12 protein-coding genes are annotated in these 16,233 nt (G+C 62.2%); 7 read left to right on the forward strand and 5 right to left on the reverse strand.

Features of this window, described 5'->3' with window-relative positions; genetic code table 11:
- Nucleotides 1-92: 92 nt before the first annotated feature.
- The 3 genes from IB248_RS04355 to IB248_RS04365 all read left to right on the forward strand — a co-directional run bounded on the left by IB248_RS04355 (nt 93) and on the right by IB248_RS04365 (nt 4,932).
- Nucleotides 93-3,926: a peptidoglycan-binding protein gene (locus tag IB248_RS04355; RefSeq protein ID WP_192240380.1), complete on the forward strand. Its 3,834-nt coding sequence runs from the start codon at nt 93-95 to the stop codon at nt 3,924-3,926.
- Between the two features lie 307 nt (nt 3,927-4,233).
- Entirely contained in the window at nt 4,234-4,449 is a 216-nt protein-coding gene (locus IB248_RS04360) for a hypothetical protein (protein ID WP_246779204.1), read from the forward strand.
- A 78-nt stretch (nt 4,450-4,527) separates the two neighbouring features.
- Nucleotides 4,528-4,932: a GFA family protein gene (locus IB248_RS04365; RefSeq protein WP_018116993.1), complete on the forward strand. Its 405-nt coding sequence runs from the start codon at nt 4,528-4,530 to the stop codon at nt 4,930-4,932.
- A gap of 20 nt (nt 4,933-4,952) precedes the next feature.
- Here the strand turns inward: IB248_RS04365 and IB248_RS04370 are convergent, their stop codons facing one another.
- Entirely contained in the window at nt 4,953-6,152 is a 1,200-nt protein-coding gene (locus tag IB248_RS04370) for an MFS transporter (protein ID WP_192240382.1), read from the reverse strand.
- A 133-nt stretch (nt 6,153-6,285) separates the two neighbouring features.
- Here IB248_RS04370 and IB248_RS04375 point away from each other — a divergent pair, with 133 nt between their 5' ends.
- Nucleotides 6,286-6,885 (forward strand): TetR/AcrR family transcriptional regulator, encoded by a 600-nt coding sequence (locus IB248_RS04375; protein ID WP_018858573.1) that lies wholly within the window; start codon nt 6,286-6,288, stop codon nt 6,883-6,885.
- Here IB248_RS04375 and IB248_RS04380 read toward each other — a convergent pair.
- A complete protein-coding gene (locus IB248_RS04380) occupies nt 6,845-10,348 on the reverse strand; it encodes a PAS domain-containing hybrid sensor histidine kinase/response regulator (RefSeq protein ID WP_192240383.1) in 3,504 nt (1,167 codons plus the stop codon). The two genes, IB248_RS04375 and IB248_RS04380, sit on opposite strands and share 41 nt — an antisense overlap.
- A 216-nt stretch (nt 10,349-10,564) precedes the next feature.
- On the opposite strand from IB248_RS04380, the gene mscL reads away from it, so the two are divergent.
- Together mscL and IB248_RS04390 are read left to right on the forward strand one after the other, a co-directional pair.
- A complete protein-coding gene (mscL, locus tag IB248_RS04385; protein WP_018858571.1) occupies nt 10,565-11,008 on the forward strand; it encodes a large conductance mechanosensitive channel protein MscL in 444 nt (147 codons plus the stop codon).
- Nucleotides 11,009-11,132: 124 nt separating this feature from the next.
- Entirely contained in the window at nt 11,133-12,299 is a 1,167-nt protein-coding gene (locus IB248_RS04390; RefSeq protein ID WP_192240384.1) for a pyridoxal phosphate-dependent aminotransferase, read from the forward strand.
- 48 nt (nt 12,300-12,347) lie between these two features.
- Here the strand turns inward: IB248_RS04390 and IB248_RS04395 are convergent, their stop codons facing one another.
- From IB248_RS04395 to IB248_RS04405, 3 genes are all read right to left on the reverse strand, one after another.
- Entirely contained in the window at nt 12,348-13,046 is a 699-nt protein-coding gene (locus IB248_RS04395; protein ID WP_192240385.1) for a hypothetical protein, read from the reverse strand.
- Between the two features lie 153 nt (nt 13,047-13,199).
- Nucleotides 13,200-13,646, reverse strand: a complete 447-nt coding sequence (locus IB248_RS04400; protein WP_192240386.1) for a hypothetical protein — start codon at nt 13,644-13,646, stop codon at nt 13,200-13,202.
- 379 nt (nt 13,647-14,025) lie between these two features.
- Complete coding sequence (locus tag IB248_RS04405; protein WP_192240387.1) at nt 14,026-14,469, reverse strand: SRPBCC family protein; 444 nt, start codon at nt 14,467-14,469, stop codon at nt 14,026-14,028.
- 623 nt (nt 14,470-15,092) lie between these two features.
- On the opposite strand from IB248_RS04405, the gene galE reads away from it, so the two are divergent.
- Entirely contained in the window at nt 15,093-16,127 is a 1,035-nt protein-coding gene (galE, locus tag IB248_RS04410; RefSeq protein ID WP_169683782.1) for a UDP-glucose 4-epimerase GalE, read from the forward strand.
- Nucleotides 16,128-16,233: the final 106 nt, after the last annotated feature.

Genomic DNA, 16,233 nt, shown 5'->3' on the forward strand with positions numbered 1-16,233 from the left:
GAACGGTGCTCACGCCCGCATTCCGATGCGGCGGTGACGGAAGCCAATGATCGGCCCTGACGAGGGTTCGGACAGATGAAGCGAGCAAGAAGATGAACGGATCGCGATCAAATTCCCCACGGCATTCCGACAGGGCTTCGCTCGATGCGCTGAACCGCACCATCGAAGGCCTGGAGGCGAGGATCGAGGGTCTGATGGGTGCGGGTGCTCGCGACCAGCGCCAACGCGCTCCGGCGCCGGAGCGCGACGTCTACTCTGATCCTTACGCCGCCCGCGCACCCCATGCCGCCGAGGCGCGGCCGGATCCTTTCGCAGAAATTCGCCAGCGCCAGCGCATCCTGGAAGCAAGCCGGGAACGTCCTGCTGCGCGCGAACCCGCCGCCTACACGCGCGAGCAGCCAGCTCCGTCGCGTGCGCCGCTCCCTGTTGCCGAACGCGCGCCGCGTCCCGCCGCTCCGCAACCGGCCTCGGCACAGCCGGCCTATCGTCCGGCGGAAGACACGATGACCGAGATCGCGCAAGCGCTCGTCAATCTTCGCCAGGACCTGAAGCGTGACATCTCCGATGGCGTGACGCGCGAAATGAACGCATTGCGAGAAGAGATCCGCAGCATCAAGGTCGGCGCGGAAGACAACCGGTTCGCCGATGACATCCGTGCCGATATGACCCGCCTCGCAAGCAGCATCGATCAGCTTGCCAGCCGCTCCAGCGCGCCTGAGGCGCAAGGGCTGCGTGGCGAGTTCGAAGAGCTCCGCTCGTTGATGGACGGGCTCGCCCGCGAGGATTCCATTCGCCACATGGAGACCCGCTGGGACGGCGTCGAGAACCAGCTGCATGCGCTCGACACCGCCGGCCTGCAGGAGGAGCTTGTGGCGCTTGCCTACCGGCTCGACGATATCAAGCGCCATATCGGCGGCATGGGGGAAAGCCCGGCCGTTCGCGCGCTGGAGGACAAGCTTATTTCCATCGCCACGGCGATGGAGCAGTTCGGCAGCATGATCCAGCCGCACGATCGGGCGATGGCCGAGCAGTTTGCGGCAATGGATAGCCGTCTCGACGAAATCAGCCGTGCTATCGCGGCAACCGGCCGCGCTGCCGCCAGCGGCGATCCGGCCATGATGCATCGTCTCGAAGGCCGCCTGAACGCCCTGGGCGAGCAGATCGATCTAATGGGTCATAGCGTCGCGAGCCGCGCGGCCCCGACCGATGCCCTGGCGGATCGGTTGGAAACCCTGACGTTGCGCGTCGAGGAACTCGCCAACGCCGAGGCGACCTCGCGCCTCGACGAGCGCCTGGAGCATCTGTCCTACCTGCTCGAGCGGAGCCACAAGGCTGCGCCACAGCCGGAACTGACCGGCGCACTCGCAGATATCTCGCGCAAGATCGACGCACTCGAAGTCGGCTCGGTCAACGATGCGCTTGCGCAGCGCCTCGACTATCTCGCGCGCCGCATCGACGAGATGGACTTCCAGCCGCTTCAGCCCGTCGTTGCTTCCGTGGACGACAGTGCTATCAGGCGCATCGAAGGGCGGCTCGGCGATATCGTCGCACGCCTGGAGGAAAGCACCGCGGCACCGGCGGCTGATACGCATGCGCTACGCAACCTCGAGGACCAGATCGCAAACCTTTCGGCGCTTATGAGCGAGCCGCGGCCGGCTGCCGAACTGCCGGCGGAATTCGACCGCCGCATGGGCGCGATCGAAGACTACATGGCGACCAGCGACGAATACATCATCGAGGCTGCCCGCCAGGCGGCGGAAGCGGTGGTCGAAGCCTATGCAAGAAACGGTGCCCTGCAAGGTGGCGCGCCGGCTGCGGCTGATATGTCGGCGCTCCATGCGCTTGCCGAAGACTTGCGTCAGCTCGAAGACCTGAGCCGCAGCAGCGAAGAGCGCACGCACAAGACCTTCCAGGCCCTGCACGAAACGCTGGTCCAGATCGCCGAGCGACTGGACACCATGGAAGACCGCGCGGTCGCAAGGCCGGCAGCGAGAATGCCGGCGGCCGATGTCGATTTTGCCGTCGATACTTTTACGATGATGCAGGCCGGCGCCGAGGAAGCACAGAAGCCGGTGGTTTTCGGAACCCGCGCCTCGGCAAGCAGTCAGCCCGAGGTCGCCGACGAAGCGCCCGCCCTACCGGTCATGGCGACGACCGACACCAGTGTGGTCGCGATCGAAGCGGCAATGAAGCCCGTATCATCCGCAGCTCCCTCCAAGGGTAGCCTGCTTGCTGGCCTCGGCAAGCGCCTGCTGCCCGGCAAGAAGGCCAAGGCTGAGGCCGCCACCGCTGAACGCACGCTCATCGACCCGGTTCCTTCCATCGATCCGGTCGATGTGATGCCGCCGGAAGCTGCCAATGAGCCACTGGAGCCCGGCTCCGGCGCGCCTGACGTCAAGAAGATCCTCGAGCGCGTGCGCGCCAGCCAGAACGCCGCCCGCGTGAATGCGAAGCCGGCAACGGAAAACGAGCGCGCGGACTACATCGCCGCAGCCCGCCGCGCCGCGCAGGCTGCTGCGATGGAGACAGAGCCGAGCGCCAAGCCACAGCCAGCCAAGGCCGACAGGAAGGCAAAGGACAAGGATGCGGTGAAGGGGAGCACCTTCTCGCGCTTCCGCCGTCCGATCCTGCTGGCCGTCGGTGCCGTATTGCTGGCCATCATGGCGTTCCCGCTTGCCCGCACGCTGACGACCGGCCAGTCGGCGCCGTCCGCCGAAGTGGCGGTGCTGACCGATTCATCCAGCAATGCCCTGCCGGTGGACAGCGAGACGGCGCCCGACCAGGCCGTGGTAGCCGCTCCGGAGGTTCCGGCCACTGAAGCCCCGGCCGTGGACGCACTGGCCGCGCCGCTTGCGAGCAGCGATACGGCACCGGCGCCGGCAGCACCCGACCATCTGACGGCCGCCGCACCGCTGACCGGCGACGCGGTTGCCCCGCTCGCGCCCTCCGGCGCTCCCCAGGACGCCTCCGGTTTCGTTGCCAAGGAAACGACGCCGGCTGCTGCCGGCATGGCGACGACGCCTGCCGCTCCGGTGGCGGAAACAGCCGGCATTGCCATTCCCGACACGGTACAGCCGAAGTCGCTCGCGGATGCCGCCAGGAGCGGCGATCCGCTGGCGCTGTTTGAAATCGGCGCCCGCTACAGCGAGGGCCGGGCCGGCGTCGCCGCCGATCCGAAGGAAGCGATAAGCTGGTATCAGCTCGCCGCCGACAAGGGCTTCGGCCCGGCGGAGTATCGCCTCGGAAACATCTACGAGAAGGGCACAGGCGTCGACCGCGACATCGCCAAGGCGAAGCAGTATTACGAGCAGGCGGCAAACCGCGGCAACGCCAGCGCGATGCACAATCTCGCCGTGCTCTATGCCTCCGGCGCGCTCGGCCAGCAGGATTACAAGGCAGCCGCGGACTGGTTCGTCAAGGCAGCTGACCTCGGCACCACCGACAGCCAGTTCAACCTGGCGATCCTCTGTGCCCGCGGCAATGGGATCACGCAGGATCTGACCGAGTCCTACAAGTGGTTTGCGATTGCCGCCAAGGGCGGTGACAAGGACGCGGCACAGAAGCGCGAGGAAGTTGCGAAAGCCATGAAGCCGGACCAGCTTGAGAAGGCGCGTGCCAAGGTTGACCAGTGGAAGGCCGTGCCGCTCGACAGCAAGGCGAATGGCGTGGACCTTCCCGACGAGTGGGTCGGCAATGCCACCAAGACCTCGACCGTCGATATGAAGAAGGCGATCCGCAACATCCAGGCGATCCTCAACAACAACGGCTTCGACGCTGGCCAGCCGGACGGCGAGATGGGCGCGAAGACGGTTGCGGCGATCAAGAACTTCCAGAAATCGATCGGCCAGGAGCCGAGCGGGAAGATCAACGACGATACGGTGAAGGCCCTGCTGGCGCGCAACAAGGGTCCTGCCACCAAGGTCTGACCAAACGTTCGCCCGATCTCCCAGGCCGCGCATGAGAGATCGGCACGTATGCGCGCTTGGCGTGCAGGTCCGTGCAAGCTTCGCGGAATACCTATGAGCACAGGCCTTGATGCAGTTGATCGACCCGCGAATGGCACGATTGTATTTTATCGTGGCTCAGGCGGAGTAATTTCGCATTCGACGTGTATTTCTTTGGCAAATGCTATTTGCAAAATATTGCAACTATGATTCTTCTTGCTGCGTAAGTGCTCTGCGTATCGTGATTCGTGAATATCTTTGATGCTGAATGACTTGGCGGAGATTCCGAATGATAGGTCTGGATATTGAGAGTTGGGCGCTGACGCGAGCTCATCATATTGTCCTGAACGAGGGATTGAATCTTGCGAAGGCGGCGCAAGATCTGGATCGCAAGCGGTCGCGTACGCTGGTATACGAGCTTCAGAAAGTTATCGCCGCCGCCATTCTTGAAGCGCATGCAGCCTCGATCAATTCCAATAGACTGCAGGCGTGGCAGGAAGCCTGATTTTGTCTTGCCTGGACGCGGTGGCCATCGACTGAACTCGGCGACTCCGGCCGTTGCAAAGGGCGGAGGAGGAACCCCATGAAGAGAACCTACACGGGCAGCTGCCATTGCGGCAAAATCCGCTATGAGGTCGATGCCGATCTCCAGGCCGGCACCGGTCGCTGCAATTGCTCGGTCTGCGGCAAGCGGCGCTATTGGGGCGCGATCGTCAAGCCTGAGGATTTCCGCCTGCTGTGCGAGGAGACAGCGGCGGGCGACTACCAGTTCGCATCGATGAGCGGCCATCACCGCTTCTGCCGGATCTGCGGCCTGCATGCCTACGGGCATGGCCATATTCCCGAGATCGGCGGCGACTACGTTTCGATCAATATCGCCTGCCTCGACGACATAACGCCGGAGGAGCTCGCCGCGCTGCCCATCCGCTACATGGATGGGCGCCACGACAACTGGTGGAATGAGCCGGCGGTGACGAGTTACCTCTAGGCCCTTTCAGGGTTCTAGTCTCAGGCAGGCAGCCTGGCAGCCCTGCTGCGCTCGGCGCGCAGGCCGAGAAGCCCGGCGCCGGTTACCAGAATGATCGCCGTTGCGTAGAGATCGGTGGTCAGCTGGTAGCCGAGAGACTTGGCGAGGAAGCCGGCGAGAATGGCCGGAAGGCTAAACGCCAGATAGCTCTGGATATAGAAGGCCGACAACAGGCCGGCGCGCTCGTCGGCCTTGGCGAGCGGCATGATCGTGCCGATCGACCCGAGGAAGTTTGTGCCGAATCCGGCGCCGGTAAAGAAGGTGCCGACGAGCAGCAGCGGCACGTTGCCGAGGTGGACGCCGGCGACAACAGTCAGAATTCCAAGCGTGGTCGCCGCCGTGCCGAAGCCGAGATTGGCCGCGCCGGACTTGGCGCGCCTGAGATAGACCACAACCGCCCCCGACACCATCAGCGCCGTCACGATCAACCCGCCCGTGAGCGGCGCCCGGCTGCCCGTCGTGCTGGCGACCAATGACGGAACCAGCGAGAGGTAGAAGCCGCCAAGCGTCCAATTGGCGATGTTGATCGGCGTCACCAAGGCGAGCGGCCGTTTGACCTGCGGCGGAATCGAAATTGTCGGCTTCAACGAATTCCAGAAACCCGGCCGACGGCCGCCAGTCTCCCGGGTCGCCCAGATGGCGCCGGCTTGCCCGGCGAAAGCCGCGAGCAGGATGGCATAGACGAGGTGGAGCGGGAAGGGACCATACTGGATCAGGGCGCTCGTGCCGACTGCACCGACCGCCATGCCTGACAGCGGTGCGATGGAGTTGACGATCTGGCCCTTCGCCCGGTCGACGTCGACCAATGCTGCCCCAATCGAGGCGCCGGCAATTCCGGTTGCCAGGCCTTGCACGATCCGCGCCGCGATCAGCCAGTCTGGGCCGCTTGCCACGACGAACAACGCCATGGCGACGATCTCCAACATCAGGGCGGTGAAGATCACCGGCTTGCGGCCGAGGTGGTCGGAGATCGAGCCCGCTATCAGCAGTGCAGTCAGGAGCGCGAAGGCATAAACCGCGAAGATCACGGTGATCAGCACCGGCGAGACCGCAAAGCTTTCCTGATAGATTCGATAGAGTGGCGTCGGCGCTGCGGAAGCGCCGAAGAAGGTTGCCAGCGTAATTGCATGGAAGGGGATCGGATTACGGGAGGTCGGTGTGGATTTGGCGGCGCCGAACATATATAAGCCTCTTAAAGCTAATTTGTTGCGTTAGCCATGTAGGTCGACCTGCCACTAAAAGCAAATAATTTGCGTTAACAGCTCGATCAAAGATGTTGAACCATGCGCCGGCGCAGGAAACAGGACGTTAGAAATGGCAGCAAAAGAAAATCCCCGGCCGGGCGGCCGCAGCGCCAGGGTGCAGGCTTCAGTGCATCAGGCAGTCCGCGAACTGCTGGCCGACATGGACCGGGCAGACGTGACAATCCCGCTGATTGCAACAAAGGCCGGCGTTACCCCGTCGACCATCTACCGTCGCTGGGGCGACCTGCAGGAATTGCTGGCCGACGTCGCCGTCGAGCGCCTGCGCCCGGACATGCAGCCGATCGACACCGGCAGCGGCCGAAGCGATCTTGAAGCCTGGGCGGAACAGTATGCCGAGGAGATGTCCTCCGGCGTTGGGCGCGAGATTATCCGCGACGTGCTGGCCGCGCAGGACAATGCCAATGCCGCCAAGTGCTGCGCCTTCACCCGCGAGCAGGTGGAGCTGCTGAGCGATCGGGCGCTCGCGCGCGGCGAGAGCTTTCCGCTGGTCGATAGCGTGATGGATCAGGTCGTTGCGCCGATCATCTACCGCATACTTTTCGGCGACGAGCCAACCGCCGAGCGTGTGCGCGGCCTCGTGTCCGGCGTGATGGCGAAGGATGCGGCGGTCACTCCGCCGCCGCCCGCTTCTGAGCGGAAATCTGCGTAATGTAGGCCCTCAACGCTGCCGGGCGCACCGGTTTGTGTTGGAGCCCAATGCCGTGCCGCTCGACTTCGGCGCGGACCTCCGGCGTGCGGTCGGCCGTGACGATCAGCGCCGGAATGAACGCCATGAAACGCTCCCTGAGCGTCAGGATGGCGGAAACGCCGGTGCCGTCGCCGAGGTGATAGTCCGCGATCACGAGATCCGGCGGCGGCTGGCGTGTATCGAGCGCGCCGACATCGGCCAGCGAACCCAGGCATCGCACCTCGCAGCCCCAGCCGCTGATCAGCAGCTGCATGCCTTCCAGAATATGCGGCTCGTTGTCGACGCAGAGGACCTTCAATCCCTGCAGGCTCTGCGCCGAATGCTCCACCGGCTGGGCTGCGCCCAAGCGCTCGAGTAGTCGCGACGCGTCGCGCGGCATGACGATGCGGAAATCCGTGCCCTTGCCGTGTGTCGAGTGGAGTTCCACCGGGTGATTGAGGACACGCGCGATGCGATCGACGATCGAGAGGCCGAGGCCCAGTCCGGAAGCCGTCCTGGCGCCTTCGTCGAGACGGGCGAATTCCTTGAAGACCGTCCGGAACTTCGAAGGCGGAATGCCGATCCCGGAATCCATCACCTGGATGACGACCTGATGTCCGCGCCGACGCGCACCAACCAGCACCTTTCCGTCGATCGTGTATTTGATCGCGTTGGAAACAAGATTCTGCACGAGGCGGCGAAGCAGGTTGGGATCGGAGCGGACCCGAAGCGAGGTTGGCATCACCACCAGCTTCAGGTTTTTCTCACGGGCGATCGGCTCGAAGTCCGTTTGGATCCGCTCCAGCAGGTCGGAAAGTGGCACGGAGGCGAGGCGCGGCCGCATCGCCCCGGTGTCCAGCCGCGAAATATCGAGAACCGCGCCAAGGATGGTTTCGACCGATTCCAGCGCGGAATCGATGTTGCGAACGATCGCACTGCTTTCGGACTTTCCCATGCGCTCGACAAGCGCCGAGGAATAGAGCCGGGCCGCATTGAGCGGCTGCAGGATGTCGTGCCCGGCAGCGGCGAAGAAGCGTGTCTTTCCTAGATTGGCTTCGTCGGCGGCGGCTCTCGCTTCGCCGAGTTCGCGATTGACACGGGTCAGTTCCGCCGTCCGCTCGGCAACGCGCTGTTCCAGCGTTTCGTTCGCCTGCTTGAGCGCTCGGTCGGCGGCGACGCGTTGGGTGATGTCGGTAAAGGTTGCGACGATGCCCTTGTCCGGCATCGCGTTGGAGCGCACTTCGATGATGCGTTCGCCGCCGCCGAGCACCAGCGCGAAGGGTTTGTCCAGCGTCAGGAAGTGCCGGACGGTCTGGTTGACGTCGCCGGCTGGCACATCGCCGCGCTGGCTGAGGATCGCCACGATGTCGGCGAGCGGGAAGCCCACCTGTCCGGTATTCTCCGGAAGGTCCAGCAACTGCCGGAAACGGCGGTTCCAGATCGTCAGGTTGTTCGAGCTGTCGAAGACAGCGATGCCCTGGTCCATCTGAGACAGCGCCGTCTGCAGCATGTCCTGGTTATATTGCAGGGCCTCGCTCGCCTGGTCGAGCAGCCAGGCGGTGTCGGCCGAGGCGTCCTCCACTTTCTGAAGGATCAGCGACAGCACAAGTCGAGCGGAGGAAGAGCCGATGGCGCTGCCGAGCAGCTGTTCCGTAAAATGAATGAGCGCCATGTCGGCTGGTTGGTCGTCCTCCAGCTTGCGGCCCGAATTCTGCTGGTAGGTCTGGAACGAACGCTCCATGCGCTCCTCGCCGAGATAACGCGAGACCGTCGCCTTGAGATCGGCGATACTGATGCGGGTCTTCCAGCCGCGCGTGGCAAACTGCGAGCGGGACTGCCGCTTGACGAAGATGCCGGCCTGGATGCGTTCGAGCGGCCGCGCATTGCGGGTAACCGATCCGACGACGAAGAAGGCGGTGTTGACGAGCAGGCTCATGACCGTGGCATTGACCAGCGGATCGGCATCGGGTGCCGAAAAGATCGTCGTGCCGGGAAAGATGAAACCGAGGACTGCGCTTGCGACACCCGAATAGTCCGGTCCGCCAAGCGAAGGCAGGAACAGCAGGTAGACCCAGATCACGAAGCCCGACGTCAGCCCAAGAATGGCACCGCGCGCATTGGCTCGCCGCCAGACAAGGCCACCGAACAAGGAAGGGGCCATCTGCGCAATCGCGGCGAAGGAGAGGAGGCCGATCGAGGCCAGCCCCGTCGTGCTGTCGGTTGAACGATAATAGGCGTAGCCGAGCAGCAGTACGGCGAAGATCGCGCTGCGCCTTATGTTGAGCAGCGTCTTGGCGAAATCGCTGCGCTGACCCGAGCGGTCGACGAGCTTCCGGTGCAGGAAGATCGGCATGATGATGTCGTTCGACACCATGATCGACAGCGCCACCGAAGCGACGATCACCATGGCGGTGGCGGCGGAAAAGCCGCCGATGAAGGTAATCAGCGAGACAAAGGGCATCTGCCCGGTAAGCGGTAGCGAAAGCACGTAGAGATCGGCATTGCCGCTGCCGCCAAACGTCAGCAGGCCACCGATCGCCACCGGCAGCACGAAGAAATTGATGGCAACGAGATAGAGAGGGAAGAGGAAGCCGGCCAGCCGAAGCTCCCGGGCGGTCCTGTTCTCGACAACGGTGACGTGGAATTGTCGCGGCAGCATGATGATCGCAAACGCGGACAACAGCGTCAGCGTGATCCAGCGGCTGATCGGTGTCTGGTAGTTCAGGGCCGAGAGCACGAGCTGGTTTTCGCTGGCCTTCTGCCAGAGATCGGATGGACCGTCGAAAAGGAACCAGACCACGCAGACGCCGGCGGTGAGGAAGGCAAACAGCTTGACCACCGACTCCATGGCGACGGCAAGGATCAACCCGTCCTGGTGCTCGGTCGCATCCGTGTGGCGCGTGCCGAACATGATCGCGAAGCAGGCGAGCACTAGCGTTACGAGCAGTGGCAGGTCGAGAAAATAGAGGTTGCCGCTGCCGATGCCGTAATCCGACGGGTTGAGCATAGCCGTCACGGTGCTCGACACCGATTTGAGCTGCAGGGCGATATAGGGGATAGCGCCGACGAGGGAGATCAATGCCACGATTGTCGCGACCGCCGGATTCTTGCCGTAGCGCGCGGAGATGAAATCGGCGACGGATGTCAGCTTCTCGGCCTTCGCGAGCTCGATGATCCGCCGCAGCACCGGCATCCCGAGCGTGAAGACGAGGATTGGGCCGATATAGATGCCGAGGAATTCCAGCCCGCGTTGCGATGCCAGTCCGACACCACCGAAATACGTCCAGGAGGTGCAGTAGATCGCGAGGCTGAGCGCATAGACCGCCGGGCGGCCGCCCACGGGCGTTCCGAACATCCGACGCCTGCGGTCGCCATGGCTCGCGACCGCAAAGAGCAGCAGCAGATAGCCGAAAGCAGATGCAAGTATGACCCAGCCTGGCAGCATTGAACCTCCACCGATGCACCATGCACCGGTTCTCCCGGACTATTGGAGATTACGGGAATTTGGCGTCCTTGAACATCAGGGGGTGTATAGGTCTTAAGTCAAAGACCGCACGCCGGCCCAATAATTTGTAATTGGCAATTGAATAATTGCATTGAACATGTAGCTAATAAAAACAATGACCTGTCAGTGCGACTGCATCAGAGGGAGACGGATCGGATGCTCAATGAGTTCAAAGCATTTATCGCCCGCGGCAATGTCATGGACCTTGCTGTCGGTGTTATCATCGGCGGCGCTTTCGGGGGGATCGTCAGGTCGCTGGTGGACGATATCATCATGCCGATCGTCGGTGCCATTTTCGGCGGCTTCGACTTTTCGAACTATTTCATCGGCCTGTCGTCCAACGTGAACGCGCCGACACTGACTGCTGCCCGCCAGCAGGGCGCGGTCCTGGCCTATGGCAGCTTCATCACGGTTTTGATCAACTTCATGATTCTCGCATGGATTATCTTCCTGATGGTCAAGGGCGTGAATACGCTCCAGAAGCAGGTGGACAAGCAGATGAAGATCAAGGAGGCCAAGGACGAGGCCGCCGCGCCGCCGGCCGATGTGGCGCTGCTGACGGAAATTCGCGACCTGCTGGCCAAGCGTCCGGCCGTCTGATGAGATTATGAGCCTTCGCCGACGGGCGCGGGGCTCATCCATCACGAAAATCGATATCGCATCACCGAATGTCATGGGATTTGCCGCCTTATTTGCTTTATATGGGCGCAAACCGGAGTAATGCATGTCGATAGTCAGCAGTCTTAGCCCGCGCGCCCTCCTGGCGCCAGAAAGCGGGATCGTCGAAGTCGTCAACTATGCCCGTGGCCGTGACGGCCTCCTACCGCTTTGGGTCGGCGAGGGAGATCTGTCGACGCCGGATTTCATCAACAAGGCGGCGATCGAAGCGCTGTCGGGCGGCGAGACCTTCTATACCTATCAGCGCGGCATCCCGGAACTGCGTCAGGCGCTTTCCGACTACTATGCCAGACATTTCGACGTCTCTCTGCCGGTCGAGCATTTCTATGTCACTGGTTCCGGCATGCAGGCGATCCAGATCGCCGTGCAGGCGCTGACCTCGCCGGGCGACGAGCTTGTCTACCTGACGCCTGCCTGGCCGAACATCGCCGCCGCCCTGGAAATTGCCGGCGCCCGATCGGTCGGCGTGCAGCTGACCTTCGAGGGCGGCAAGTGGGCGGTCGATCTCGACCGCATCGCGGCGGCCATCACCCCGAAGACCAGGGGGCTGTTCATCAACACGCCGTCCAATCCGACCGGCTGGACCGCAACCAAGCATGATCTCGCAGCCATCCTGGCGCTCGCGCGCAAGCACGATCTCTGGATCATGGCCGACGAGATCTACGCGCGCTATTACTTTGCCCGCGGTCGCGCGCCGTCCTTCCTCGATGTGATGGAGCCCGACGACAAGGTGATGTTCGTCAACTCCTTCTCCAAGAACTGGTCGATGACCGGCTGGCGTGTCGGCTGGATCGTTGCCCCGCCGCAAACCGGCCAGGTGATCGAGAACCTCATCCAGTATTCGACCTCGGGCGTGGCGCAGTTCATGCAGCGTGGTGCGGTCGCGGCCCTGAATGAGGGCGACAGCTTCGTGCAGTCGAACATCGACAAGGCCAGACGCTCCCGCGACATCCTGTGCGACGCGCTGATTGCAACGAACCGCGTCGAGACGCTGAAGCCGGACGGCGCCCTCTATGCATTCCTGAAGATCGACGGCGTGACCGACAGCCGCAAGGCAGCGATCGACATCGTCGACAAGACGGGTGTCGGGCTGGCACCCGGCGCGGCGTTCGGCGCTGGCGGCGAGCTCTTTCTGCGCGCCTGCTTCCTGCGCGACCCGGCCCAGATCCAGATGGCGGCCGACAGGCTGTGCGACTACATCCTCAAGCTCTAGGAGTGTGGAGCCGGCTCGACCCGGGCGATTATCCTTCCCAGACCATAGCTAGATTGCTCCGAGCGTCTCGTCGAGCCAGTTGAACACGCGCAGGTCCCTCAGCCCATATGCCGCCGGCTCGCAGTGCAGGTCCGCGCCGTCGGATGCCGAGAAGGGGATCAGCGTCTTGGGACAGCTCAAGAGGTCGTATAGCTGGCGCGACTGCCCTGGCCAGAATGCTTCGTTGGCCGGCTCGGTAATCAGCATCGGGCACTCGATCTTCCCGGCAACGTCCATGAGGTTGTACGCCATCGTCGCTTTGAAGGCGTCGAAATACGACGTCACGCCATAAGGTCTCATCCGGAAGGCCACGGATTTCTTGGTGGCCGGGTCCAGCATCTTGTTCAGATTGCCGTCGAACTCATCCTTGCGGCCTGCCTTCAGGAGTTCGATCATCGGAGGCGGCAGCGTGGCCGTCCATGATTTGGAAACATCGCAGACACCGGGATCAACGATGGCGGCGGCGATCCGCTTCTCAAACGCAACCGCGCGCGGAACCCAGTATCCGGCCTGGCTGATGCCCTGGATCGCGATCCTCTTCGGATCGACACCGGGACGGCCCAGGGCAAAGTCGACCACCGGCGTGACAACATGCTCCCAATCCGGCCTGAAGGTGAGTTGCTGCTTCCACAGGGCGTAACCTTGTCCGGGCCCGTCGAACGTCAGGCAGTCGTAACCTCGCGCCGTTGCTCCGGCTGCGCCAAGCATCCACATGTCGAGCGCTGAGCCGTCGCTGCCGTTGACGAGGATCAGCAGGGGGCGCTTTTCCCGGGCGCTCTTGCCCCGGAAATAGAAGCCACGCAGGCCTACGCCCTCATAAGGAATGCTGATCTGTTCAACTGGGGGATCGAATAGATCGATCTACTTCAGCCAGCAATCGTCCATCATCTGCCAGGCTGCCGCAACCCGCATTGGATCACCGGTGCCGTCCGCGAAGTAGATGGCGCTGTCATAGAAACTCTGCGTCCAGAGATAGGCCTGCCGCGCGCTTTCCGTGTGACCGCCATCTGCCGAGTTTTCGGCCAGGAGGCGGGCTTCATCGCAAGCGGCGATCATCGCCTGGTACGCGCTGTCGAAGTTGCCGTCTTCGATCTGCCGGATGGTGAACAGGACCTTGCCGATGTTTGCGCCCTGGTAGTAGGCGCGACCGAGGCTCGCCAGGAGGACGAATTCGAAGGCGGCGTTCTTGAAGAAATAGGTTGTCTGATGGGCGGCCAACGGCGTTGTCGGCAGATTGGTCGTTTGGTGCGCAAGGCCTTGCGCCTCTCCGGCGGAGGGTTCGGTCGTTGCTCCCGCGCCCGTCCCCACTCCTCAGCGCTCTTTCCAAGGCCGGACTGCTTCCTCGTCATCCTCATGGATCCCCCTCCGGATGCCTGCCCACGGATGCTAAAGCGTGGGGACTATAACATCTTCGCGGCCCGATGGTTAGAGGCATTGCAACCGCAGGGGTTAGACTGGCGCTCGAAGGAAACTATTTATCGTTGTCACTAGTCGATTGGCGCTTCGTGCGCGACCCGGCGCAGATCGAGTTCGCTGCCCAACGGTGCTGCGACAACATCCTCAAGCTTTAATGGGATCAAAAGCTGACAGACGAAGGTGCGCCTGCGGCTCCCTCACGGCAATAGCCTGGAGGAGCGAGGCGGCTTCAACCGCCAAGCTCCACTTTCGCTTAGGATTGCCTAGCTCCTCAATCGTTGATTTCGGGCTCGACTTGCTTTGCCAGATTGCGCAGCGATTCCTGCCAACCGAGATAGCATGCCTCCGGGGGAATAAGGTCCGGTACGCCCGCCTGGACAACATTCAGTTCGGTGCCGACAGAGACCTTCTTCAAGGTTACCGTGACCTCCATTTCACCGGGAAGGTTCGGGTCGTCGAACTTGTCCGTGTAACGGAGCTTCTCGTTCGGAACCAATTCCAGATAGCTGCCTCCAAAGGAGTGGCTATTTCCAGTCGTAAAGTTCCGGAAGGACATCCTGTGTGTTCCGCCGACCGCTGGCTCCAGATGATGCACTGTGCAGGTAAACCCATTTGGCGGAAGCCATTTGGCTAGCGCATCCGCCTCCAGGAATGCGCGATAGACTTTCTCAGGGCTGGCCGCCAGGACGCGGTGAAGACGTATCGTGTTGGGCATGATGATCCTCCTTTGAATGCAGCATGGGAATGCCCGAGGACGAACCTATCTTTGTCACTCCGACAATGGATTGAAAATATTCGCTCTCAGCCTATGTCGGTTCCGTGTCCAGTAGGGCTGGCATTGTTGCTCCTGCCAGTCCAGTTGTCTTTACGACTGGCATGCCAGCTATACAGCTTGGGCATGTTTGGTGTAGCAATTCCCTTAGAGGTTTAGCGGGGAGAGTGGGACCGTGGTGAGGAAGATAATTTCTCTCTTATTGGGAACGGTGCTCGTCATCTCCGGAATCTATGGCGTCCTGTACCTGCTGTATTTCACCGTTTATCCCGTCAGGACCCTGTATTATCTGGTGCCCGGCGGGCTGTTCGTCATTGGGATAGTGATCCTGTGGGAAGATCTTACCAAATTCCTTCGGCGGCATTGAAAGTCAGGACCTGTGAGCTGCCGCAGAAAAGAGCCCTCGAAATAGTACATCGATAAAATTGTAGCGGAGCCCGAAATCGGCCTCTAACCACGCCATCAAACTTACCCGCGAGGAAGCCCCGCAGCGCGCTTTCGATAGGAAATTCTGAAAGGAAAGCAGCGTCAGATGCCCCCGCGTGAATGAAGCGGGGATGCGGGATATGGCAATTTTGGTCACGGGTGGCGCGGGCTACATCGGCAGCCACATGGTCTGGACATTGCTGGATGCGGGCGAAGACGTCGTTGTCCTGGACAATCTTTCGACCGGCTTTCGCTGGGCGGTCTCTCCGCGTGCGCGCTTCTATCTCGGCGATGTCGCCGATGCCCAGCTTCTGAAGACGATCTTCATCGAGAACGACGTCGACGCCATTATCCATTTTGCCGGCTCCGCGATCGTGCCTGCATCCGTCGCCGATCCGCTTGCCTATTACGACAACAATTCCGGCAAGACGCGGGCGCTGTTGAGCGCTGCGATCAATGCCAACATCCGCCATTTCGTCTTTTCCTCCACCGCCGCCGTCTACGGGCCGCAGAAGACGTCCGAGCCGGTCAGGGAGACCGCGCCGCTCAATCCTGAGAATCCTTACGGCCAGTCCAAGCTGATGACGGAATTCATGCTGCGGGACGCGGCGGCAGCCTACGACTTCAACTATGTCGCGCTGCGCTACTTCAACGTCGCCGGCGCCGACCCGTTGGGGCGCAGCGGTCAATCGACATCAGGCGCCACCCACCTGATCAAGGTCGCCTGCGAGGCGGCACTCGGCAAACGCACCGGCGTTCATGTCTACGGCATCGATTACCCGACTCATGACGGTACCGGCGTGCGCGATTACATCCATGTCAGCGATCTCGCCGCGGTTCACCTGAAGGCGCTGCAGCATCTGCGTCGTGGGAGCGGCTCGCTGGTTGCCAATTGCGGCTACGGCGCCGGCTATTCGGTGCTCGACGTGCTCAACATGGTCACGCGCCTGCACGGACACTCCTTCAAGATCCACATGGCGCCGAGGCGTCCGGGCGATGCCGCAAGTGTTGTTGCGGACTCAAGCCTTGCCCAACGCGTTCTGGATTGGAAGCCGACACACGATTCATTGGAGACAATCGTCCAAAGCGCGCTCGACTGGGAACAGTTCCTGATGGATCGCAACGTCGACGATCTTCAGAGCCTCCATCGAGCGCTCGCCGCCGCCTCGTTCTGAGAAACGAAATCAATCCCAGCCCGGCCATCGACTATGCCGTCGAGTGCGCTAAGGTGGCATGACGGTTGATGGCACCGGTTCGCTTGACGCCGGATTGCGACGCGAA

The sequence above is a fragment of the Rhizobium sp. RHZ01 genome (assembly GCF_014851595.1).
In the GTDB taxonomy this organism is placed as follows: domain Bacteria; phylum Pseudomonadota; class Alphaproteobacteria; order Rhizobiales; family Rhizobiaceae; genus Rhizobium; species Rhizobium altiplani.

Excerpts from the sequence above, each read along its gene's own strand:
- IB248_RS04355 (WP_192240380.1), top strand. The coding sequence starts at position 93 with ATGAACGGATCGCGATCAAATTCCCCACGGCATTCCGACAGGGCTTCG.
- IB248_RS04360 (WP_246779204.1), top strand. The coding sequence starts at position 4,234 with ATGATAGGTCTGGATATTGAGAGTTGGGCGCTGACGCGAGCTCATCAT.
- IB248_RS04365 (WP_018116993.1), top strand. The coding sequence starts at position 4,528 with ATGAAGAGAACCTACACGGGCAGCTGCCATTGCGGCAAAATCCGCTAT.
- IB248_RS04370 (WP_192240382.1), bottom strand. The coding sequence starts at position 6,152 with ATGTTCGGCGCCGCCAAATCCACACCGACCTCCCGTAATCCGATCCCC.
- IB248_RS04375 (WP_018858573.1), top strand. The coding sequence starts at position 6,286 with ATGGCAGCAAAAGAAAATCCCCGGCCGGGCGGCCGCAGCGCCAGGGTG.
- IB248_RS04380 (WP_192240383.1), bottom strand. The coding sequence starts at position 10,348 with ATGCTGCCAGGCTGGGTCATACTTGCATCTGCTTTCGGCTATCTGCTG.
- mscL (WP_018858571.1), top strand. The coding sequence starts at position 10,565 with ATGCTCAATGAGTTCAAAGCATTTATCGCCCGCGGCAATGTCATGGAC.
- IB248_RS04390 (WP_192240384.1), top strand. The coding sequence starts at position 11,133 with ATGTCGATAGTCAGCAGTCTTAGCCCGCGCGCCCTCCTGGCGCCAGAA.
- IB248_RS04395 (WP_192240385.1), bottom strand. The coding sequence starts at position 13,046 with ATGCTTGGCGCAGCCGGAGCAACGGCGCGAGGTTACGACTGCCTGACG.
- IB248_RS04405 (WP_192240387.1), bottom strand. The coding sequence starts at position 14,469 with ATGCCCAACACGATACGTCTTCACCGCGTCCTGGCGGCCAGCCCTGAG.
- galE (WP_169683782.1), top strand. The coding sequence starts at position 15,093 with ATGGCAATTTTGGTCACGGGTGGCGCGGGCTACATCGGCAGCCACATG.